This window comes from Clostridium sp. D33t1_170424_F3, from assembly GCF_015667585.1.
GTDB lineage: Bacteria > Bacillota > Clostridia > Oscillospirales > Acutalibacteraceae > Anaeromassilibacillus.
In genome coordinates this window covers 69,109-91,116 of the sequence record NZ_JADPEG010000015.1, presented here as the reverse complement: position 1 = coordinate 91,116, position 22,008 = coordinate 69,109, and the positions used below count along the sequence as shown (strand labels likewise).

At 52.0% G+C, this 22,008-nt stretch carries 19 protein-coding genes; 2 read left to right on the top strand and 17 right to left on the bottom strand.

Annotated features, from left to right (window positions below):
- The first annotated feature begins 377 nt into the window (after positions 1-377).
- Positions 378-1,301, top strand: coding sequence for a homoserine O-acetyltransferase MetA (metA, locus tag I4V53_RS10970; RefSeq protein WP_195985735.1), 924 nt, complete (start codon positions 378-380; stop codon positions 1,299-1,301).
- A gap of 39 nt (positions 1,302-1,340) precedes the next feature.
- Here the strand turns inward: metA and I4V53_RS10965 are convergent, their stop codons facing one another.
- The 7 genes from I4V53_RS10965 to I4V53_RS10935 form a co-directional block, all read right to left on the bottom strand.
- A complete protein-coding gene (locus I4V53_RS10965) occupies positions 1,341-1,991 on the bottom strand; it encodes a sigma-70 family RNA polymerase sigma factor (RefSeq protein ID WP_050698511.1) in 651 nt (216 codons plus the stop codon).
- Complete coding sequence (gene spoIIAB / locus I4V53_RS10960; RefSeq protein WP_050698512.1) at positions 1,984-2,430, bottom strand: anti-sigma F factor; 447 nt, start codon at positions 2,428-2,430, stop codon at positions 1,984-1,986. Before spoIIAB ends, I4V53_RS10965 begins: the two co-directional genes overlap by 8 nt.
- Positions 2,414-2,749, bottom strand: a complete 336-nt coding sequence (locus I4V53_RS10955) for an anti-sigma factor antagonist (protein ID WP_050698513.1) — start codon at positions 2,747-2,749, stop codon at positions 2,414-2,416. Before I4V53_RS10955 ends, spoIIAB begins: the two co-directional genes overlap by 17 nt.
- Before the next feature lie 168 nt (positions 2,750-2,917).
- Positions 2,918-4,210, bottom strand: coding sequence for a bifunctional folylpolyglutamate synthase/dihydrofolate synthase (locus tag I4V53_RS10950; RefSeq protein ID WP_195985734.1), 1,293 nt, complete (start codon positions 4,208-4,210; stop codon positions 2,918-2,920).
- Between the two features lie 191 nt (positions 4,211-4,401).
- Entirely contained in the window at positions 4,402-7,026 is a 2,625-nt protein-coding gene (locus tag I4V53_RS10945) for a valine--tRNA ligase (RefSeq protein ID WP_195985733.1), read from the bottom strand.
- A gap of 129 nt (positions 7,027-7,155) precedes the next feature.
- A complete protein-coding gene (locus I4V53_RS10940; RefSeq protein WP_195985732.1) occupies positions 7,156-7,650 on the bottom strand; it encodes an LURP-one-related family protein in 495 nt (164 codons plus the stop codon).
- A 144-nt stretch (positions 7,651-7,794) separates the two neighbouring features.
- Positions 7,795-9,444 (bottom strand): Na/Pi cotransporter family protein, encoded by a 1,650-nt coding sequence (locus tag I4V53_RS10935; protein WP_195985731.1) that lies wholly within the window; start codon positions 9,442-9,444, stop codon positions 7,795-7,797.
- 315 nt (positions 9,445-9,759) lie between these two features.
- Between I4V53_RS10935 and I4V53_RS10930 the strand changes: the two genes are divergently transcribed.
- Positions 9,760-10,833 (top strand): DUF3810 domain-containing protein, encoded by a 1,074-nt coding sequence (locus tag I4V53_RS10930; protein WP_195985730.1) that lies wholly within the window; start codon positions 9,760-9,762, stop codon positions 10,831-10,833.
- 90 nt (positions 10,834-10,923) lie between these two features.
- Here I4V53_RS10930 and I4V53_RS10925 read toward each other — a convergent pair whose 3' ends face one another.
- The 10 genes from I4V53_RS10925 to I4V53_RS10880 form a co-directional block, all read right to left on the bottom strand.
- Positions 10,924-11,910, bottom strand: a complete 987-nt coding sequence (locus tag I4V53_RS10925) for a polysaccharide deacetylase family protein (protein WP_286167117.1) — start codon at positions 11,908-11,910, stop codon at positions 10,924-10,926.
- Between the two features lie 292 nt (positions 11,911-12,202).
- The gene (locus I4V53_RS10920) at positions 12,203-13,789 is read right to left on the bottom strand and encodes an NAD(P)/FAD-dependent oxidoreductase (protein ID WP_353616515.1); all 1,587 of its coding nucleotides are present in this window, start codon (positions 13,787-13,789) and stop codon (positions 12,203-12,205) included.
- 16 nt (positions 13,790-13,805) lie between these two features.
- Positions 13,806-15,068, bottom strand: coding sequence for an aminoacetone oxidase family FAD-binding enzyme (locus I4V53_RS10915; protein WP_195985729.1), 1,263 nt, complete (start codon positions 15,066-15,068; stop codon positions 13,806-13,808).
- Positions 15,069-15,092: 24 nt separating this feature from the next.
- Positions 15,093-15,587: a COG2426 family protein gene (locus I4V53_RS10910; protein ID WP_195985728.1), complete on the bottom strand. Its 495-nt coding sequence runs from the start codon at positions 15,585-15,587 to the stop codon at positions 15,093-15,095.
- A gap of 247 nt (positions 15,588-15,834) precedes the next feature.
- Positions 15,835-16,380, bottom strand: coding sequence for an NADH peroxidase (locus tag I4V53_RS10905; protein WP_050698519.1), 546 nt, complete (start codon positions 16,378-16,380; stop codon positions 15,835-15,837).
- Positions 16,381-16,424: 44 nt separating this feature from the next.
- Positions 16,425-16,820 (bottom strand): Fur family transcriptional regulator, encoded by a 396-nt coding sequence (locus tag I4V53_RS10900; RefSeq protein ID WP_195985727.1) that lies wholly within the window; start codon positions 16,818-16,820, stop codon positions 16,425-16,427.
- A 296-nt stretch (positions 16,821-17,116) separates the two neighbouring features.
- On the bottom strand, positions 17,117-18,367 hold the full coding sequence (locus I4V53_RS10895) for a glycosyltransferase family 4 protein (protein ID WP_195985726.1): 1,251 nt from the start codon (positions 18,365-18,367) through the stop codon (positions 17,117-17,119).
- 6 nt (positions 18,368-18,373) lie between these two features.
- A complete protein-coding gene (gene wecB, locus I4V53_RS10890; RefSeq protein ID WP_195985725.1) occupies positions 18,374-19,456 on the bottom strand; it encodes a non-hydrolyzing UDP-N-acetylglucosamine 2-epimerase in 1,083 nt (360 codons plus the stop codon).
- A 3-nt stretch (positions 19,457-19,459) separates the two neighbouring features.
- Complete coding sequence (locus tag I4V53_RS10885) at positions 19,460-20,566, bottom strand: Gfo/Idh/MocA family protein (protein ID WP_195985724.1); 1,107 nt, start codon at positions 20,564-20,566, stop codon at positions 19,460-19,462.
- Between the two features lie 103 nt (positions 20,567-20,669).
- Positions 20,670-21,989, bottom strand: coding sequence for a nucleotide sugar dehydrogenase (locus I4V53_RS10880; RefSeq protein WP_195985723.1), 1,320 nt, complete (start codon positions 21,987-21,989; stop codon positions 20,670-20,672).
- Positions 21,990-22,008 lie beyond the last annotated feature (19 nt).

Here is a 22,008-nt window from a genome sequence, read left to right as displayed (position 1 = left end):
AACCTTTGTCCGAAAGTACTTCCCGCTCTTTCAAGCGGGCTTTTCTCTCAAAGTCATTACGGGTTCTTCTTTTCTTTACGTTGTTTAATTTTCAAGGTCCTTTATCTTCCGTCTTGTTACACAGGAGATTGTCTCTCATGATATCACTTATCGTTCAATCTGTCAAGCATTTTTTCTCTGTCTCTCGACGGCTTCACTATAATATCACACGCAATCCACAATGTCAACGTTTTTTTGATATTTTTTTAATCCTATCTGTTTCCACCAATTATCTTGCGATTTTCCTGTTAATTTGGTATACTTAGAAACAGTATGTATCTTTTTACCTTTATTATACTCGAATACTTGAAAATCCTCAATAGAACCGGGGGTATCCTATGCCTATTAAAATTCAGGCGGAGCTGCCTGCCATTAAAGTCCTTGAAGGAGAAAATATCTTTGTTATGACGCATGAGCGGGCAGATATGCAGGACATACGTCCGCTGAAAATTGTAATCCTGAATCTGATGCCAATTAAGCCTGTGACGGAAACACACCTTTTACGCGTCTTAAGCAATACGCCTTTGCAGGTCGATGTAGAATTGATGCAGATGGCCTCCCATGTATCGAAAAACACTTCCTCTTCCCATTTAAACACCTTCTATAAAACCTTTGATGAACTGAAGAACGACAAGTTCGACGGAATGATTATCACGGGCGCTCCGGTAGAAAACATGCCGTTTGAGCAAGTCGATTATTGGGAAGAGCTCTGCCACATCATGGACTGGAGCCGCAGGAATGTTTACTCTACTCTACATATATGTTGGGGCGCGCAGGCAGGACTGTATCACCACTTTGGAATTCCCAAATACCAGCTGCCGCAAAAACTGAGCGGAATATATTTGCACCGGGTGCTGGACCCGCATCATCCTTTAGTCCGCGGCTTTGACGATAGCTTTTATGTGCCGCACTCCCGCAACACGGAAATCCGCCGGGAAGACATTGAACCGCATAAAGAGCTTGTCATTCTCTCCACCTCCAGCGCTGCCGGAGTCCATCTCGTTGCGAAAAAAGATGGACGTCAGTTTTTTGTGACCGGACACAGCGAATACGACCGGGACACATTGGCAAATGAGTATTTCCGCGATGTGCGCAAGGGCTTGAAGCCCCATATTCCGGAAAATTACTTCCCCAACAACGATCCGGATTTACAGCCCCATTTTTCCTGGCGCGGACACGCACACCTTTTGTTTTCCAACTGGCTCAATTATTATGTATATCAGCAGACTCCGTATGATTTGAAAGATTTGACGGAAGTATAAAAACAGCAGGAGAAGACGTTGCGTCTTCTCCTGCTGTTTTTATACCAACTTTCTTCGCAGCTCCTGCAAAATCACCTTTTCCCGGCGGGAAACCTGCACCTGTGTCATGCCCAGTGCCTGTGCCGTCTCTGTTTGGGTTCGCCTTTTAAAGTATCGGAAATAGATAATGTTCTGATCCTTGGGCGGCAACTCCTTAACAACCTGCTTGAGAGACAGTATTTCCGCAATTTTCTCGTCCTCCCCCTCCACGCTGACGTCGATCTGCCCGCCGCCTTCTTCTTCCGATGCAGTCAAAGAAAGAGGCATCTGTGCAGCGCCAAGCGCCTGCGCGGCTTCCGAAGGCTCCACTCCCAAAAGCTCCGCCAGCTCTCCGACCGTTGGGGAGCGCCCTTCCTTTTCTGCAAATTCAGCGGCTTTCCTGGAAGCGCGTACGGAAAGCTCCTTCAGCGACCGGCCTACCTTCACCGCTCCTCCATCCCGAAACAGACGGCGCATCTCCCCCAATATAACTGGCACCGCATAGGTGGAAAACCGCAGGCCGCGGCTTTCGTCAAAATGATCCACTGCTTTGACCAGCCCCAGACATCCTGCCTGATACAGATCGTCGTACTCGATGCCGCGCCCTTTAAAGCGCTTCGCGCACGCGTGCACCAGGCCAAGATTTTCCTGGACACTCCGATCCCTATCCATTTTTCATCACACGGCGCGCAAGATTCTTTTGCATCGTTACCGTCGTTCCCTTGCCCGGTTTAGAGGTAACCCGGAGCTTGTCCATAAAGCTTTCCATAACAGCAAATCCCAGTCCGGCACGCTCCTCTCCCTCCGCAGTTGTATACAGGGGCTGCATCGCCTGCTCCACGTCTTCAATACCGCAGCCCTTGTCACGAATGCGGATTTGCAGCGTTCCCTTCTCATCATATTTTGCATTTATGTAAATCATTCCGATTGCGTTGCGATACGCATGTACGATACAATTGGTAACCGCCTCTGAAACCGCTGTTTTGATATCGCTCAACTCATCGATAGTCGGATCCAGCTGTGCGGCAAACGCCGACACGACCGCGCGGCCAAAGGATTCATTTGCTGAATTGCTGGGGAAAGATACGCTCATTTCATTCTTCACTTTCATCACTTTTCACATCCTTTACGATAGTACACAGTTCCCGAAGGCCGGAGAGGGAGATCAACTTCTCCAGCTTTGGCGGAAGGTTTGCAATACTCACCGCGCCGCCCCACAGCTGCACCAGTTTATATCTTCCCATAATCAATCCAACCCCGGAGCTGTCCATAAACTGCACATTGGAAAAATCCATGGTCAGCATCTGGGGCTTGGTCCGCATTGCCGTCTCGTCAATTTCTTCCCGCAGTTCCCGTGCGGAATGGTGATCGATTTCTCCACTGAGCATTGCCGTGAGAAATCCATCCTTTAGTATCAGCCTGACGCCCATTTGACTGCCTCCTATGTATAAAATTCCCGATCATGATTGATAGAATAGGGTTCCCAAAGGAGTTCACATTATACCCGATCTTTTAAAATGAATGAAAAGAAACCCTTATCTATAAAGATAAGGGTTTTCATATGCAATTTCACTCGAAATCTGCGGACAAGCTGATTTTTATTCCATCTTTTTCAAAATATCTAACGCGGCGGCGCGAACGTCCCCCGCCAGATAGAGAGAACCGCAGATCACCAGCACATCGTCTTCTTGCAGAGAAGCGAACGCCTGCTGCAATGCTTCCTGTACACGGTGTGCCGCCCGCGCTTCAACACCGCGGACCTGCCACAGCTCCGCCAGCTCATCCGCCGGCATCGCGCGCGGATTGTCCGGCGCCAGCGTTACAACCAGATCGAACAGGCCGTCCAGGTTTTCCGCCGCTGTATATACGTCTTTATCGGCAAGCATCCCCATCAGGGCAACGATTCTGCGCCCCCCAAGATACATCCGGATCGCATTTGCCAGTGTCCGGGTTCCATCCGGATTGTGCGCCCCATCCAGAAGCACCAACGGCTGCTCGCTCAAAAGCTCCAGACGGGCGGGAAACCGAACCGAAGCAAAGCCCTGTTTAATTGCCTCATCCGGTATCCGGTATCCCCGTCTGATCAGCACCGAGAGTGCGGCCAAAGCCGTTACCGCATTTTTTATCTGATGATCCCCCACCAGCGGCAGATGCAGCTCCATATCCCGATACCGCAATTTTGTCCCATGCAGGTCTCCGGATATCTTGGTCAGGACAGAGCTGTCTGCTTCGATAAACTGGTTGTGCTGATTTGCCGCTGTCCACTGGATGACTTTCAGTGCGTCGGGCGCCTGTTCCGGATAGGTGACTGTAATCCCATACGGCTTGATAATTCCTGCTTTTTCCGCGGCAATTTGTTCCACTGTATCTCCCAGGATCGCGGTATGGTCAAGGGAGATCGACGTGATAACCGAAACAAGCGGCGTACCGATCACATTGGTGGCATCCAGCCGGCCGCCGAGCCCTACCTCCAGCACCACCAGCTCGCATTCCCGTTTTGCGTACCACTGCAAAGCAAGCGCGGTGATAAATTCAAATTCGGTAATGACGTCCCCATGCCGGTCCATCTCCTGCACAACCGGATAAGTTTCTTCCACCAACGCCGCCAGCTCGTCGTGCGGTATCATCTGCGTCCCAATCCGGATGCGCTCACAGAAATCGCTGACGTATGGGGAAGTAAAAAGCCCGGTGCGGTAGCCCGCTTGCTCCAGCACCGACGTGATCAGGGAACAGGTGGAGCCTTTGCCGTTCGTCCCTGCTACATGGATAAATTTTAACCGATCCTGCGGATTCCCCAGCAAATGCAGCAGCTTCTGCATCCGCTCCAAGCCTGGTTTCATCCCAAAGCGGAGCAGAGAATTGATCGTTTCAATCGCCTGTTCATAGGTCATTTTTGTCACCTGCATTCTAAATTCATTGTTTTCCATTCACAAAAAGGGACTATCACACAATTAACAGAATACAAAAAACTGGCTGAATTTGATGATTCCCCCGCCAAAGGCGGGGGAATCCCTCTTATCCTGCCAATATACTGTTCAAAACGTGTATTGCGGGATATCCACTATTTTTATCCATCCTGGACTCACGACAGGGCTTCAATACTGGATTGAATCAGCTTTATACGCTCCTGCAATTTGGCGGCATTCTGACGCACGCCGTCCACAACATTTTCCGGAGCCTTGGACATGAATTTTTCATTATTCAGCTTTTGCTGTGTCGTCGCGTACTGTTTTTCCGCAGACTCCAGCTCTTTGGTCAAACGCGCGAGCTCCGCTTTTTTATCTACCAGCTCGTCCATCGGAATATACGTCTTGGCATCGCTGGTAACAATGGTCACCGCGCCATCGATCGCATAAGAGGGGCCAACCTCCACACCGTTGGCAAACGCAAGGCGCTCGATCATTGCCGCGCCGTTTTGGAAGGTCTGTTCCTTTGCCGTTTCGATATACAGGTGCGTTTTGCGGGACGGCGGCACGTTCATTTCGGAACGGCGGTTGCGCACAGAGCGAATCACGCTCATAATGCTCTCCATGTCATTGGCCGCGTTCGCAAAGCAGTGCGTCTCCTCAAATTCCGGCCACTGAGAAACCATGATGGCCTCGCCCTCGTGCGGCAGCGTCTGCCAGATTTCCTCTGTGATATACGGCATAAACGGATGCAGCAATTTCAACGTGCCCGTCATGACCCAGACCAACACCTGACGCACCGCCTGTGCGGTTGCTTCGTCGCTGGACTGAAGACGAATCTTCGCAATTTCAATATACCAGTCGCAAAGCTCGTCCCACAGGAAATCATAAAGCTTCTGTACGGCGATTCCGAGCTCAAAATGCTCCAGGTTATCGGTGACCGATTTGACCACCTGGTTAAACTCGTGAACAATCCACTGATCCTCCAGGGCAAGCTCCGCCGGCAGCTCGTTCTTTACGTCGTGGCCGTCGATGTTCATCAGAATAAAACGGGAGGCGTTCCAAATCTTATTGGCAAAGTTGCGGCTGGCCTCCACCTTCTCCTGGGAGAACCGCAAATCGTTTCCGGGGCTGTTGCCTGTAACCAGCGTAAAGCGCAGCGCATCCGCGCCATACTGCGCAATCACCTCCAACGGATCGATACCGTTGCCAAGGGATTTGCTCATCTTGCGTCCCTGCGCGTCACGGATCAGGCCATGGATGAACACCGTGTTAAACGGCGGCTCTTCCATATGCTCCATTCCGGAGAAAATCATACGGGCTACCCAGAAGAAAATAATGTCGTATCCGGTGACCAGTGTATTCGTGGGATAGAAATATTTTAAATCCTCCGTCTGCTCCGGCCAGCCGAGCGTGGAGAACGGCCACAGAGCGGATGAGAACCAGGTATCCAGCGTATCTTCGTCCTGGCGAAGATTGGAGGAACCGCATTTCGAGCAGGCGTGCGGCGCATCCTTCGCGACAATCGTTTCGCCGCATTCCTCACAGTACCACGCCGGGATGCGGTGTCCCCACCAAAGCTGGCGGGAAATGCACCAATCCTTAATGTTTTCCATCCAGTTATAATAGATTTTTTCCATGCGCTCCGGAATAAATTTGACGCGTCCGTCACGCACACATTCAATAGCCGGTTTTGCAAGCGGGTCCATCTTTACAAACCACTGCTTGGAAACACGGGGCTCCACCACCGTATGGCAGCGATAGCAGGAACCGACGTTGTGTTTGATCGGCTCGACACGCACCAGGAATCCCTGCTCCTCCAGATCCTTTACGATCTGCTTGCGTGCATCCAGGCCGGAGAGGCCGGCGTATTTGCCGCCGTTTTCGTTGATGCTGCCGTCGTCGTTCATCACGTTGATGACTTCCAAATGATGGCGCAAACCCACCTCGAAATCATTCGGGTCGTGCGCGGGTGTAATCTTTACGACACCGGTTCCAAAATCCTGTTCCACGTAGGTATCCGCCACCACAGGAATTTCACGGTCCACCAGCGGCAGAATCAGCGTCTTGCCAATCAGGGCTTTGTAGCGTTCGTCGTCCGGATGAACCGCCACGGCGGTATCGCCCAGCATTGTCTCCGGGCGCGTGGTTGCCAGCTCCACATAGCCGGCGCCGTCTTTGAGCGGATAACGCAGATGCCAGAAGTTGCCGTCTTTCTCCGCAAACTCCACTTCCGCGTCGGAGATGGACGTCTTACAGTGCGGGCACCAGTTGATAATGCGCTCGCCACGGTAGATCAATCCCTTTTCATACAGGCGGACAAATACTTCGCGCACCGCTTCGTTGCAGCCTTCGTCCATCGTGAACCGTTCGCGCTCCCAGTCGCAGGAACTGCCCAGCTTTTTCAGCTGCTCCACAATGCGCCCGCCGTACTTTTCTTTCCAGGCCCATGCGCGCTCCAGGAATTTTTCACGGCCCAGGTCGTCTTTGCTGATCCCTTCCTGCCGCATCGCCTCAACAATTTTTGCCTCCGTCGCAATGGATGCATGATCCGTACCGGGCAGCCACAGCGCGGAATAGCCCTGCATTCTTCTCCAGCGGATCAGAATATCCTGCAGCGTCTCATCCATGGCGTGGCCCATATGAAGCTGTCCTGTGATGTTGGGCGGTGGAATGACTATGGTATACGGTTTTTTATCCGGATCAACTTCCGCATGGAAATATCCGCCGTTCAGCCAAAAATCATAGATACGGTCTTCCACTTCCTGCGGGTCGTAGGTCTTTGCCAGTTCCCTGCTCATCGATTTTCCCCCTAAATAAGCAAATCGTCATGACGCATATTGCAATATACGGCACAACGTTTTCGACCATTTTCTTTTTAAAATAACTTTTTATAGTATGCCATTTCAAGCCTTTTTTGTCAATGGGTTTCAACTGACCGGCAGCGCGACCGCCGCACCCGCCAGCGCGCTGCTGTCGATGACCGCGGCGATGCAGATACACAGCAGATCGTCTGCCGCATTTTCAACGTCGATCGCAAAGGATTCGCCGCAGGCTTCCCAGCAACGCCCGTGCGACATTACAACGGCATCATCTGCGTCTACAACATCAAAGGAACGCATGGAAACGTCGCCACGCAAACGCCAGTCGATCCCCCTGATCCGGTAAGGCGTTTTGCTGGACGCCAGATTCTGCAAAACACGGGCACATTCTTTTTCCCCTATCAAAATTGTATAACGGGAGATGCCCGCCAACCCCATATGTGTGATTCTGGCGAGCTCACGGTTTCCCTCATCACATAGACGGACCTTCCCCCCAAGGGTCTGCAGCTCTCCCGTCAGGCGGTAAACCGGATCGCAGCAGGCGTCATAAACGGTAAAGAGGTCTTTTCCTGCCCCTGTCTCCTGTTTCATATACCATTTCATAAAAGCCGTCTCCTTTTTGCTCCGTGCAGCCGCTTTTTTGTAGAATAGTATTGTACCATTTTTATTTCTTTATAGCAACGGGTAGCGTACCGTTTACACTTAAAAAACAGGGCTTCTGTTCCAAGCAGAAAGCCCTGTTTTCTTTTAGGCGCTCACCAGTCCTTTAGCCGGCAGATTCGGAATGCTCTCTGTGGAGAACGCAATATTGGTCGCATGGTCTGCGATTCGCTCCAGATTCATGAGCATATCGTTATAGACTGCGCCGGACTGCGGCGTACAGGTCCCATTGTTCAAGCGCTGAATATGATTATCTTTTAAACGATCCGTCTCCGAATCGATCGTTTCTTCAATTCGGTTTACCTGGAATGCCAGTTCTGTATTTCTTCCGCCGTTTAAAAACAGGCGGACTGAATCGTCAAAAATGGTGATGACCAGCTGCTGCATATGCTCCAGCTCCTGGGTAGCTGTTTCACTCAGATTCGCCTTCCCATTGATTACAATCTGCGCCATCTCACCGATATTTGTACTGTGATCTCCCACGCGTTCAAAATCACTGACAACATGGAACAGCGCGCCGATGACCTGGCGGTCCGGGTCCTGCAAATCAAGGCCGTTGATCTGCACCAGATATTCCGTTATCTTCTGATTCAAGAAGTTCAGTACAACTTCGTTTTCTTCAATTTCTTTGAGCTTCGCCTCGTCTTTCTGAAACAGTGCGTCCATGCTGTTGAGAAAATTGGTGCGCGCCAGACGGGCCATACGCTCCACCTCTTTGATTACCTGTGCAACCGCGATCGGAGGGGTGTTCAGGATACGCTGGTCCAGGTACTCCAAGTGCAGCGCCTCCTGCTGGCGGTCTTCGCCCGGAATAACCTTGCAGGCCAGATCGACCAGATATCTGCTCAGCGGCAGGAGGATGGCGGTCGTCACCACGTTGAAGAAAATATGCACAATAGAAATCTGCATCAGGATGTTGCCCGGCGCCATCGTTTGCACCAAATCAACAAACGGCGTCCACATGGTCAGCAAGGTAAACATCGTCGCGCCGATCACATTAAAAAGCAGATGAACGGTCGCTGTGCGCTTCGCGGTCTTTGTCGCACCCGCACAGGCCAGGATCGCCGTCACGCAGGTACCGATATTCTGCCCGTAAATCACATAAACCGCGGAATTCAGCGTAATCGCCCCGGACGCCGCCAACGCCTGCAAAACGCCGAGAGACGCAGAAGAACTCTGGATTAAAGCCGTGAACGCCAAACCCACCAGCAGTCCCAGCAGCGGATTCTGCAGCTGGATAAACAGGTTGCGGAAGAATTCAGATTCGCTCAGCGGTTCCATCGCCGTGCTCATCACAGTCATGCCGAAAAACAGGATGCCAAAGCCGCAGATAATCTGGCCAACATGCTTATGATTGGTTTTTTTGCAAAACATCATCATGATGACGCCCAGGAAAATGGCAATCGGCGCCAAGCTGTTCAGCTTAATTGCAATCATCAGGCCGGTGACCGTAGTACCGATATTGGCGCCCATAATCACGCCCACTGCCTGCGCCAGATTCATCAGCCCCGCGTTCACAAAGCCAACCACCATTACCGTGGTGGCGGAGGAGCTTTGAATCACCGCCGTAACCGCCAAACCGATCAGCGCACCCATGTACTTATTGGTTGTAAGCCTCTCAATCATACTTTTCAGCCGGGAACCCGCCGTGAGTTCCAGACCTTCGCCCATCAGCTTCATGCCATACAAAAAGAGCCCCAAACCACATAAAAGCATCATGATATTTTCAATTGTCATCTGAGCCATCCTACCAATCATTCTTATTTAGTTGCTAAGTTTTCATTAGATTCAGGTTCATAGAATGTTAAAGATTCTTTAAAAATGATAATACATTCTTTGCCTGTTTTTATGTCGAGTTGGAAATATCGAGTCCCATCGACAAAAAATTTAGCCGATGCATAGTGACTCATTTTTTCTTTGTAATGGAGTGGTTTGCTTTTTTCTGTATCACATCTCTTCTTTCTGTGTTACAATTAGGAAAATGCTACAGAAAGGAAGACTTCTTTACTTATGCTTCCATCTAAAAAAACCGGTTCATCAGGCAGATGGTATATGCTTCTTTTTTTGATTCCTGCCGCTGCTTTGATGATGCTGGCAATTCAAATTCCCGCCTTTGCCGAATGGTACGCCATATATCCGTACCGCATTCTGGCTTACTGGGGAAATTTTCTCTCTTCTCTCGTTCCATTTTCCATCGCAGAAGCGCTGGCCGTTCTTCTGATTCCCGCCATATTGATTTATCTGGTCTTTGCATTCATAAAAGTAAAACGGGCAAACCAAAAGCGCAAAACGGCTATGACTTATTTTGTCATACAACCGCTCTGCGCCGTTTCCTGCTTGTTCTTTTTATTTACCATTACCTGCGGCATCAATTATCACCGGTACACCTTTGCGGAAACCTCCGGTTTATCCATTCAGCCCGCCAATGTGGAAGAACTGGAATCGCTTTGTGAAAAACTGGCTGCTGATGTCAACGCCCTTCGCAGCCAGGTAAAAACCGACGATACCGGAGTCATGAAGCTGGACGCGCCCGGTATTCACACCGTCAGCCGGCGCGCGCAGTCCGCCATGAACGCCGCCGGGCGGGAGTACCCGCTCCTCAGCGGCAATTTTGGCGGGCCAAAGCCCGTCTTTTTCTCACGGGTGATGTCCGCTTGCGATACTACCGGCATCTTTATTCCTTTTACCATGGAGGCTAACGTCAATATAGACATCCCTCCATACGCTATACCAGCAACCATGTGCCACGAGCTGGCACATCTAAACGGCTTTATGCGCGAGGACGAGGCGAATTTCATCGCAACGCTGGCCTGCGCTGCCAGTGATGATCCGGACTTCCAGTATTCCGGGAAAATGCTCTCCTACCGCTACGTGTCCAACGCACTTTATGGAGAAGATCCGCAGGCCGCTCAGGAAATCGCGTCGACGCTGAACGAAGGCGTCCGGCTGGATCTGCAGGCCAACTCCGCCTACTGGAAGCAGTTTGAAGGTCCCCTTTCGGAAACGGCAACTCAGGTCAACAACGCTTATTTAAAAGCCAACCGTCAGGAAGACGGCATTAAAAGCTACGGCCGTATCGTCGACCTGCTCCTTGCGGAATACCGGTCCGGAAAAATGAACGGATAACTGCACCTTCGCATGGAATCATCTGCAGCTGCTCAGTCCAACATACAATACAAAAATGCCATCCGCCTTTTAAGTGGATGGCATTTTTATTCAATCTTCAGGAATGTGAAAGACCACCGGTTTTGTTTCCGGTCTTAAGACATCGAACCGGTATCCGGATTTCTGGAGCGCTTCTATGATCTTCGGCATCTGATTGAGCGTCGCTTTCTTGGCGTCCGTATTATGGCACAGGATCACGGGCCTGGAAAAGCGCTTGCTGTCGTTGACCGCATGACTGTAAATCTGGCTCTCCGTATTGTTCCGGGTCGCGTCTCCTGAATCGACGTTCCAATCAAAATAGACATATCCACGGCGGCTCATTTCCGCTATAATCGCTTTTGCGGTCTGCTTGTTGTAGGAATTGATGCTGCCTCCCGCAAACCGGTACAAGGCCGTATTCACACCGGTCGTATCTTTGATCAGTTTATGTATCTTTGCAAAATCCTCCAGATACGCGTCAACGGAAGTATATATTTTTTTGTAATCATGCGTATAGGTGTGGACCGCAATGGTGTGCCCTCGTTTGACGATTTCCTTCATTGCATTGAGGCTCTCCTCATCCGTCTTTCCAACCACAAAAAATGTCGCCTTTACATTATATTGATCCAACACATCCAGCAATGGGATGGTCAAGCTTGATGGGCCGTCATCAAAGGTCAGGTAAGCAACCCGGTCTTTGGGATCGACCTTTTCCTGCTCCACCTTCGCTGCATACAGCAACGGATAGGGATCATTGGGAAGAACATCATACTGTTGCGCAGGCGGAGCTTCCGGCTCAAGCGGCTTTTCCTCCGGCGTTGAAGAAGGATTTCTTTCTGGAAGGATCGTAAGGTCCGGCAGCTTCTGCGTCGGGACAGCTGCGGCATGCAGCATGTTTTGAACAGACTGGGAAACCCCTACCACCTCTGTATTTTCAATAGACTTGCTTAATCCCAGGCAAGTCCCGGAGAACACTGCAAACAGGGCCAAAACGGCAAATGCCGTTGCCGTCGTACGCAGTCTTCTTTTGTTTTTTCTGACATATTTCGCCCTTTTCATATGCGTCTCTCCCACAAGATATTGTCATTTTGTTCTGATTCGACTACATTATAGCAAGTTCTCCCATGAAAGGACAGTTAAAGTTTTGTAATGCCAAACGGGCAAACCGTCACTCTTTTGTTATAACTTTTTACGCAACAACAGACATATCAAAGCAAAGAGAAAGGGCCTGCTGCCTGTACTGTACAGACAACAAGCCCTTTCGGCCGTTTAAACAATTTGAACTTCATCCATTTGACTATCTTGTAAGTTGCGGTTCCATATTGAGCTGTCCGTTTTATGCTTCTCTCCATCAAAACGTCTGTTCCAACACCTTTTCGGCACAGCGGATGCCGTCCACCGCGGCGGAGATGATACCGCCCGCATATCCGGCCCCTTCTCCGCAGGGATAAAACCCCCGGAGCAGCGGCGACTGGTACACTTCGTCCCGCAAAATCCGGACCGGGGAAGAACTGCGGCTTTCCACCGCTGTCAGTACTGCGTCCGGGTATGCAAAACCGTGCAGATAGCGATCCATTTGCAGAATCCCCTGCCGCATGGAATCCGCGATTGTTTCAGGAAGGCAATGGTCCAGGGAACACGGTTGGACGCCCGGCCGATAGGTTGGCTGCACCGTTCCCAATCTCTTAGATGCACGCCGCTGCAAAAAGTCCTCCGCCCTCTGCACCGGCGCCGCATATGCGCCCCCGCCTAACTGATAAGCGCGTTCTTCCAGATGTCTCTGAAACTGCACACCCGCCAGCGGGGAATCGTCGCCGTAATCCTCCGGGCCAACGCCCACCAAAAGCGCCGCATTGGCATTCTGCCCATCGCGTGCAAAATTGCTCATACCGTTTGTCACCAGCCGCCCAGCCTCGCTGGCGGCCGCCACGACGCTTCCGCCGGGACACATGCAAAAGGTATATACGCCCCTGCCGCTGGGTAAATGGACTGCAAGTTTATAATCTGCCGCGCCCAATGCCGGATGCTCTGCAAATTTGCCATATTGCGCCCGATTTATGAGCGCCTGCGGATGCTCGATGCGCGCACCGACCGAAAACAGCTTTGGCTGCATGGGGATTTTCATCTGATCCAACCGAAAGAACGTGTCCCGCGCGCTGTGTCCCACCGCCAGAATTACGGTTTCCGCTTCCAACACATAAGCTTCGCCGGTCCGCGGCTGTACCTGCACGCCTGTTATACAGCCATCCTTTGCCAAAAAATCCACAACCGTGGAATCAAAACGGACCGTGCCGCCCAAACGGCAAATGGTTTCCCGAATCTGCCGGACTGCGCCGGGCAAGCGGTCGGTTCCAATATGCGGTTTCGCTTCATATAAAATTTCCTCCGGAGCCCCTGCCGCAACAAATTCTTCCAGAACTTTTCTGGCGCGTTTATCCTTTGTGCCTGTATTCAGCTTTCCATCGGAAAATGTTCCCGCACCGCCTTCGCCAAACTGTACGTTGCTCTGTGGATCCAGGTTCCCTGTCTGCCAAAACTGCTCCACCGCTTTTGCACGATCTTCCACCGCCTGACCGCGCTCCAAAACAATGGGTCTTTGTCCCGCCTGCGCCAAAATCAGTGCGGCAAAAAGGCCGGCAGGACCAAACCCTACTACCACCGGCCGAACCGGCATAGGACGGCTCTGAGGAAGTTCATATCGATACGAAAGCGCCTCATGGATTTTCCGATCCCCTCTGCTGCGCAGGCGCGCACATTCACATTCGACCGTACAGCTGAAATGCACATCGCTTTTTTTCCTGGCGTCCACCGACTTTTTCCAAAGCCGCAGACGTTTCACTTCTCCCGGTGTAACACCCAACCGCTTTGCTGTCAAAACCTGCAAATCGTCCATGGTCCCATCCAGCGGAAGCGCAATCTCTGAAATCCTGTAGTTCAATCCTGTCCCCTCCGCATCAACATTTTTTCTCTAAAGAGGCCGCGCAGGAATTGCCCGCCAACAGCCCTGTACTCCACGCCCAATGCAGATTGAATCCGCCGCAGTCCCCGTCAATATTCAGCAGTTCTCCTGTCAGATAAAGTCCCTTGCATCGATTGGACTCCATCGTATTCATGCAAAGTTCCTGCAAAGGCACGCCGCCCGCCGTAACCTGTGCGCTGCTCCAAGGCATTACGCCTGTAATGGGAAAACGGAACACCTTTGCCATTCGCGCTGCCGAGCGAAGCTGTCCAGTACGGAAACCATAAGCCGTCTGGGGAATATCCGAAACCGCCAAACGTAGAATCTCGCGTCCAACCGTTTTATTAAGCAATCCACTCATAAGGTCGGCCCCCGGCAATTGCGGCAGTTTTTCTGCTGTTTTGCACAGCATTTGAAAAATCGATTGTTCCGTATATTCCGGCAGCAAATCCAAAGTCACTTCTAACTTCCTTTTTCTCTGCAGCAACGGCTCCACATTGCGGGAAAGCTCAAATATACAGATACCGGAAAGGCCATGTTCGGTAAACTGCACTTCCCCAGCTGATCTCTGCAGCTCTTTTCCATCGCGCCACAGAATCGCTTCCGCCATACTGCGCATCCCCTTGAGGGGCTTGGCCCGCTTTGGTTCCGTCTTCATCTGCACCAGCGCCGGATACAGGGGCGTCACACTGTGGCCTAATGCCTGCACCATACGATGTCCGCTGTCATTTGCGCCCAGCTGCGGATACGCAAGCCCGCCGGTTGCCAGGATCACACGGCGGGCTTGTATTGTTTGTTCATTTGAAAACAGCGTAAAACCATTTTTCTGCCGGATCACACGGCTGACCGGGCAATCACAGAGAATCTCTACACCGTACTGCTCCGTCTGTTGAAGGAGGATGTCCAAAACAGAAGCCGCCTGCAGGGAATAGGGATAAATTCTTCCCTCATCCAGCTCCCGGCAAAGCAGGCCCAGCTCTTGAAAAAATTTAATAATTCTCTTGGGCGGGTACTGCTCCAGTACAGACGCGGCCAGTTTCCTGTCTCCATGGTAATGCGCGGGAGAAGTCTCCTTATTGGTCAGATTACAGCGGCCGTTGCCGGTTGCAAGCAGCTTTTTGCCAACGCGCGCGTTTCCTTCCAAAAGTACCAGCCGCAGCGGCTGTTTCATCTGTTCCGCCCGCATGGATGCAGACAACGCCGCCGCCAGGCCTGACGCGCCGCCGCCCACTACCACAATATCATACAAGTCCCGCATGCTTTTCCCTGCCTCTGATCAATTTTATAAAATTGCGCCCAACAAGCCGTAAGACAAGATTACCATGATAACATCCGCAGTCAGCGTACCAAGAACAACAGACGTCATCGCGTGCTTAAACCGCATGCCAATCAAGGCCGCTACCAACGCGCCCGTCCATGCGCCGGTTCCCGGCAGTGGGATAGCGACAAATAAAAACAACCCCAACGTCTTGTACTTTTCAATCGATTTGCTTTTCCGCTCGGCCTTCTCCTCCAATTTATGGACCAGCTTGACCAGCCTGGTGTTTTTCAACCATTCCAGAATCTGTCGAATGAACAGCAAAATAAAAGGAATCGGCAAAATTGTTCCAACAAAGCAAATTATCATCGCACGGAGCCAATCAACTTGCAGCAGGCTTGCTGCAAGAATTCCTCCGCGAAGTTCCAAGATCGGCATCATGGAGATCAAAAAAATAATCAACTCTCTGGAAGCGGAACTGCTGAGCGCATCGACAATCATTTGTACCAGTGAATCCATATATTCCTCCAATGTTCATATTCCCGGAACCGGAGCAAGCCGCACATCCGGAACCATTTTTATACAGTCTCTTTTCAGTCTTCCCTCTCTCCGGACAAAAATGAAAACTTCCATTAGTATAGACGATAAAAAGAACCTCTGCAACCATTTTGCGGCAAATTGAGAAAATGAAATGAAAACAGCCCCGGACAAAATCTGTCCGGGGCCATTCTCTAATGAATCTCAATTTCAGAGAATATGTATTGATTTAGTCCGCGAAGTATCTCTTCAGCAGGCCGTTAAAGCCGGCGCCGTGACGGGCCTCATCCTTCGCCATCTCATGCACAGTGTCATGAATCGCATCATAGCCCAGCTCCTTCGCACGCTTTGCAATCTGGAACTTGCCATCGCAGGCGCCCGCTTCCGCTTCCGCGCGCATCTGCAGATTTTTCTTGGTACTGTTGGTCAGCACTTCACCCAGAAGCTCCGCGAATTTTGCCGCATGCTCCGCCTCTTCCAGCGCATATCTCTTGAATGCATCCGCAACCTCCGGATAGCCTTCGCGCTCCGCCTGACGGCTCATCGCAAGATACATGCCCACTTCACAGCACTCGCCGTTAAAGTTTGCCACAAGGCCCTCATAGACCTCTTTATCGCAGCCGGAAGCCACGCCGACCTCATGCTCACAGGTAAAGGAAGCGCCTTCTACCTTCTCTACAAACTTTTCCTTCGGCGCTTTGCACTGCGGGCAAAAATCCGGCGCAGTCTCGCCTTCATGCACATAACCACATACAGAACATACAAATTTTTTCATGACCATTTCCTCCATATCAGATAATATAAATTATTTATAAAGACTCAATGTCTTTGTAAGCACTCCGAACAAGTTCCGCGGAAAATCACTTCATTGCTTTCCACCTGCAGGCCATGCTCCTGCGCCACTTGTTTATTGACTCGCTGGCTGATAAACTCACCGGGAATATCGATCACCGCGCCGCAGCTTGTGCAAATAAAATGTGTATGCGGTTTCAAATCCCCATCGAACCGCTCCTGACCGTTTACAACCCCAACGCTGATGATTACGCCGTCATTTTTAAACTGAGAGATATTCCGATAGACCGTACCCAGGCTTAAATCCGGATACGCAGGTTTTAGCTGCTGGTAAACCCATTCCGCAGTGGGATGAACTTTTGTGCCGCGGATCGCCGCCAAAATGGCCTCTCTCTTGCGGCTGAAGTTCTGTCTTTTTTCCATTTTACTTTTCAAACCTCCTCTTCCGTCAAGAGCTATCGTCCATCTGTTTTTAGTAATAATTACTGTTCTTGATGTTATAATAGCACAGGATTTTCCATTTGTAAACCCCCTGAAACAAATTTTTTATTATATTGAGAAAACCGCTGGATTTTCCACCCTTGAATGTAACAAAAAATCCTTTTTCAGCCAGGCTAACCAGAACGCGCTCAGAAACGAAGAACACTTAACTATTTTTATTTTTAGTGATTACGAAAGCAGCAGGAACGCGGTCCGCCGCTGTTCCTGCTGTTGGCCGATCACTTTTTTTCTTTTACAGGCAAGGTAAACACATTCAGGAACTGTTGTGCCAGGACATTGTATTCATGATGCTTTAAAATATAAGCTTTACCACGCCGCCCCATCTCTTCCAGCTCTTCTTTTGACAAATCGGACAACTGTGCCACGGCGCGCGCAATCGCGGCGCTGTCCTCCGGCTCAATGGACACGCCGCAGCCCGCGTCGGCCACCATGTCGTTGCCCGCGTCGATGGCAAAGATCACAGGCTTTCCCGCCATCATGTAATCCATCAACTTGTTCGGACTGACGCCAAAACGGAATAGGGGCTGACGCTGCAACCCAACATATAACGCGTCGAATTGCGCCAACAACTCCGGCACAGCATCCCGTTTGACCGCGGGAAGCAGCTCCACATTCTCCTCCAAGTGAAGGTCTTTCACTTTTTGCACCAGACGGTCACGTTCCGGACCCTGACCGACCAGGATCAACTTAATTTTCTTCCCTTTCAGCTCCCTGCCCGCTTCGACCAGGCTATCCAGCCCGTTGGCAATGCCGTGCGCACCCGTATAACCGATCAGAAACCAGCCGTCTTGTCGATACTTCTGCAAAACATTCGCATAAACCAGCGGATTATGCGGCTCCTGTTCCCAATCCTCCTTGACGATTCCATTCGGTACATAGATGAATTTGCCGTCGGCCAGACCGTGCTCCTTCATGTGCGCTTCCGCGCAGGGCAGCAGGGAAACCACATAATCGCTGTATTTGTAACAGTCGTTCTCCGCTTTCTGCATCAGCATGATATACGGATGACGCGGGCTCATCCCGCCCAGCTCAATCGGACTAAGCGGCCAGAGGTCATGTACTTCATAGATCAGCAGGCCGCCGTACTGACGGGCGAGCTTGCGCGCAGGGTAAATATCCAGCGGATAGGTGGAAGAAGCAATCACCGCGTCGGCCTTTTCCCCTTTGACAATCTCCGTCCGGTATTTTTTCAACCCGTGCAGAAAGGAGAGCATATTTTTAATGCGCCCCAGCCCGTTTCCCTGATACGACGGCCCGTCAATCCAAAAATAACGGACGCCGTTGTACCATTCTTCTTTGGTCTTTTGCCCCTGCATATCCGGGTTTTTGGTTCGCAGATGGGAAAACGAACTGGCGACAATGGTCACCTGATGGCCCGCTTCCACCCAGCGTTTCGCCATAAAATAGGGCCGGTACTCCATGCCGTGGCGGTCGGACCCCGCATAGTGGTTGATATATATGATATTCAAAATGAATCACTCCGCATCTTTTTTCAGAGCATTGGCAATCTTCACGCTGGCCTTCCCGTCGCCGAACGGCATTTTACCGCGCGCCGCCGCGTCTGCCTGCGTATGCAGCGCTTTTTTCAGAATATCCTCTGTGGTGAGGTCCGCAAGGACATTCCAGCCACCCGCCAGCGTCTCCACCCACTCGGTTTCCTTGCGCAGGGTAACACAGGGAACCTCCATAAACCACGCTTCCTTCTGCAGGCCGCCGGAATCGGTCAAAACCTGGCAGGCATTGGAGGTCAGAAGCAGCATCTCCAAATATCCGACCGGGTCGATCAGCTGGATATTGCGGAAGCCGCCCTCTGTAATCGCGCGCTCCGCGAGCGGGCGGGTGCGCGGATGAATCGGCAGCACCACTCGCTGCGGAAGCTGCTCAAAGGCACGGAAAATGCGCAGAATGGCTTCCAGCCCGCCATCCGTCGTCTCCGCGCGGTGCAAAGTCGCAAGGCGGTACTGCCTTGGCTGAATGCCCAGCTGTGCAAAAACGGCCGTCTTCTGTGGATTTTGTTTCGCCACCTCTAAAAAGTGCAGGACTGAATCGAGCATCACGTCTCCGGTGATCTCCACGCCGCATGTAACGCCCTCTTTCTTCAGGTTGTCCGCCGCCGTCTGTGTGGGGCAGAACAGCCATTTAGAGATGTGGTCCGTCAGCACGCGGTTCTGTTCTTCCGGCATGCGCATGTTGTAGGAACGCAGACCCGCTTCCACGTGCGCCACGGGGATATGCAGCTTGGACGCCGCCAGCGCGCCGGCCAGCGTGGAATTGGTATCTCCATACACCAGCATCACATCGGGCTTTTCCTGCAAAAGCACGTCTTCAATCTTCATGAGCATCTCGCCGGTCTGATGGCCGTGAGAACCAGATCCAACGCCCAGGTTGTACGCCGGACGCGGGATACCAAGCTCTTCAAAAAAGACATCGGACATATTTTTATCGTAGTGCTGTCCGGTGTGAACCAACACTTCCTCACATACGCTTTTCAGCGCTTCGGAGACGACCGAAGCCTTTACAAACTGCGGCCTTGCGCCGACTACTGTAACAATCTTCATCTCTTATCCTCTCTGGTAGCGCACATCGGCGTCCTGCATATCCAGCGTGGAAAACTGCAGGCCGTCGAAATTGACCGGCAGACCGGTCTTCTGCGACTGGTACGCGGCCAGAATAATCTTCATCGCCTTCATGCCCTCCGCGCCGCTGACCAGCGGCTCTTTTCCGCTGTTGATCGCCTCGATATAGTTTCTGTACAGCGCGGTATGGCCGCTTCCATAGACGTTTTTGGGATCCGTACCGACCAGCTGAGCAACCTCTTCATCCTGCGGCGCCGGCTCGGCAAACTTCCAGGTTTCCACACGGTTGACCGCCAGGCCGCCGATGACCGCCGCGCCCGTCTCGCCGAAAACGGAGAGCGTCTCCTCCAGATTCTTCGGATACACGCAGGCTGTACCCTCTACGATGCCAATCGCGCCATTTTTAAAGCGGATCAAAATTGCGCCAAAGTCTTCCGCCTGAATATCGCGCAGGAAATTGCCTGTCATCGCCATCACCGTGTCCGGCGCGCCGCCGAGGCTCCACTGCAGCAGGTCAATGTTGTGGATGCACTGGTTCATCAAGGTGCCGCCATCCTGCGCCCAGGTGCCGCGCCACGGCGCCTGCTGATAGTACGGCATGGTGCGGTTCCAGAGAACCCGCGCGGTTCCGTTGACCAGCTTGCCAAAACGCCCGTCCTCCAGTGCGCGGTGCAGCTGCTGGATCGGATCGTTGAACCGGTTCTGGTGGCAAACGCCGAGGGTGACGCCGTGTTCCTTCGCCTCCTGAATCATCTGCTCCGCATCCGCAGTGGAAAGCGCCATCGGCTTTTCAATCAGTACGTTTTTATCCGCGCGAATGCAGTCCAGCGCAATGGCCGCGTGGTAACCGCTCTCCGTCGCAATGGCGCAGCAGTCCACCTCCGCCTCCTGCAGCATCTTTTTATAATCCGTATAGACCGCCGGGCGGACGCCCATCAGCTCCTCATATTCTGCCGCCTTTTGTTCCGCGCGCTCCGCAACCGGATCGCAAACCGCTGCCAGCTCACAAAGCTCCGCGTTTTTCGCCGCGGCGACGATATGGTTCTTGGAAATACGGCCGCAGCCGATCAAAGCAAAACGAAGTTTCTTCATCACTAACATCCTTTTTCAGTCATATTTCACAGATTTTCCAATCCCGATCTATTCCGCAAAATCCCCCCGTTGTGTGAAACGGGGGGATTCCAGCGAAAGAAAATTAAAGCAGTTCAATATTGGAACGGTCCGCAACATTTTTCATTGCGTTTCTGGTATCAAAAACCTCGCTGCTCAGCTTCTGGATGCGGTCGTAATCAAAGCACGCGTGGTCGGTGCAGATGATCGCAATGTCCGCCTCCTGCAGCATGGCGTCGGTCAGCTCCTTCGCGCCGGTATGCACGGCGCCCTTGTGTTTATATTCCGGGATATACGGATCATAGAAGGTGGTCACCGCGCCCTGCTCATTCAGGCGGTCGATCACGTTCAGCGCCGGACTTTCGCGGTAGTCGTCGATGTCCGGCTTGTAGGCCACGCCAAGCACCAGCACCTTCGCACCGTTCATGGCAATTTTATTTTTGTTCAGCACCTTCATGGCGCGGTCGACGACATACTCCGGCATGGCGGTGTTGATCTCGCCGGAGGTCTCGATCAGGCGGGTATGGTAATCAAACTCGCGCGCCTTCCAGGCCAGATAAAAGGGATCGAGCGGAATACAGTGGCCGCCCAGGCCCGGGCCCGGATAAAATGCCTGGAAGCCGTACGGCTTCGTTTTTGCCGCGTCGATGACCTCCCAGACGTTGATCCCCATGCGGTTGCAGATGATCGCCATTTCGTTCGCCAAACCAATATTGATGTTGCGGTAGGTATTTTCCAACAGCTTCTCCATTTCGGCGACCGCCGGGGAGGATACCTCATGGACGCCGCCCTCCAGCACATTGCGGTACAGTTCAGCAGCCACCTCGGTGGAGTCCTTGCCCACGCCGCCGATGACTTTCGGCGTGTTCTTCGTTTTATACTGCTTGTTGCCGGGGTCCACGCGCTCCGGAGAAAACGCCAGATAAAAGTCTTCCTGGCATTTTAGGCCGCTTGCCTCCAGGATCGGCTGGAGCAGCTCCTCCGTCGTACCCGGATAAGTCGTGGATTCCAAAACGATCAGCATGCCCGGATGCATATACTTCGCCACGGACTCTGTGGAACCCTTCACATAGCTGATGTCCGGCTGCTGGTACTTGTCCAGCGGCGTCGGTACGCAAATGGCGACTGCGTCCACATCCTTGATGAACGAGAAGTCGGACGTAGCGGAAAGCTTGCCGGACTCCACGACTGCTTTAAACACATCGTCCACAATGTCGCCGATGTAATTGTGCCCCTCGTTGACGGACTGTACCTTTGCGTCCTGTACGTCGAAACCAATGGTCTTGTAACCGGATTTTGCAAATTCCGTTGCAAGCGGCAGTCCCACATAGCCGAGGCCGACAATTCCGATTACCGCGGTCTTGTCCGCAATTTTATCCAGCATTTGCTTTTTCACATCAGACATCCTTCATACCTACCTTACT

What these genes read in the sequence shown, in the direction of transcription:
- wecB (WP_195985725.1), bottom strand. Translation starts at nt 19,456, where the DNA reads ATGAAGATTGTTACAGTAGTCGGCGCAAGGCCGCAGTTTGTAAAGGCT.
- I4V53_RS10950 (WP_195985734.1), bottom strand. Translation starts at nt 4,210, where the DNA reads ATGACCTATGAACAGGCGATTGAAACGATCAATTCTCTGCTCCGCTTT.
- I4V53_RS10925 (WP_286167117.1), bottom strand. Translation starts at nt 11,910, where the DNA reads ATGAAAAGGGCGAAATATGTCAGAAAAAACAAAAGAAGACTGCGTACG.
- I4V53_RS10900 (WP_195985727.1), bottom strand. Translation starts at nt 16,820, where the DNA reads ATGGAAAAAAGACAGAACTTCAGCCGCAAGAGAGAGGCCATTTTGGCG.
- metA (WP_195985735.1), top strand. Translation starts at nt 378, where the DNA reads ATGCCTATTAAAATTCAGGCGGAGCTGCCTGCCATTAAAGTCCTTGAA.
- I4V53_RS10880 (WP_195985723.1), bottom strand. Translation starts at nt 21,989, where the DNA reads ATGTCTGATGTGAAAAAGCAAATGCTGGATAAAATTGCGGACAAGACC.
- I4V53_RS10935 (WP_195985731.1), bottom strand. Translation starts at nt 9,444, where the DNA reads ATGACAATTGAAAATATCATGATGCTTTTATGTGGTTTGGGGCTCTTT.
- I4V53_RS10905 (WP_050698519.1), bottom strand. Translation starts at nt 16,380, where the DNA reads ATGAAAAAATTTGTATGTTCTGTATGTGGTTATGTGCATGAAGGCGAG.
- I4V53_RS10885 (WP_195985724.1), bottom strand. Translation starts at nt 20,566, where the DNA reads ATGAAGAAACTTCGTTTTGCTTTGATCGGCTGCGGCCGTATTTCCAAG.
- I4V53_RS10910 (WP_195985728.1), bottom strand. Translation starts at nt 15,587, where the DNA reads ATGGATTCACTGGTACAAATGATTGTCGATGCGCTCAGCAGTTCCGCT.
- I4V53_RS10965 (WP_050698511.1), bottom strand. Translation starts at nt 1,991, where the DNA reads ATGGATAGGGATCGGAGTGTCCAGGAAAATCTTGGCCTGGTGCACGCG.
- I4V53_RS10945 (WP_195985733.1), bottom strand. Translation starts at nt 7,026, where the DNA reads ATGAGCAGGGAACTGGCAAAGACCTACGACCCGCAGGAAGTGGAAGAC.
- spoIIAB (WP_050698512.1), bottom strand. Translation starts at nt 2,430, where the DNA reads ATGAAAGTGAAGAATGAAATGAGCGTATCTTTCCCCAGCAATTCAGCA.
- I4V53_RS10915 (WP_195985729.1), bottom strand. Translation starts at nt 15,068, where the DNA reads ATGCGGGACTTGTATGATATTGTGGTAGTGGGCGGCGGCGCGTCAGGC.
- I4V53_RS10955 (WP_050698513.1), bottom strand. Translation starts at nt 2,749, where the DNA reads ATGGGCGTCAGGCTGATACTAAAGGATGGATTTCTCACGGCAATGCTC.
- I4V53_RS10930 (WP_195985730.1), top strand. Translation starts at nt 9,760, where the DNA reads ATGCTTCTTTTTTTGATTCCTGCCGCTGCTTTGATGATGCTGGCAATT.
- I4V53_RS10940 (WP_195985732.1), bottom strand. Translation starts at nt 7,650, where the DNA reads ATGAAATGGTATATGAAACAGGAGACAGGGGCAGGAAAAGACCTCTTT.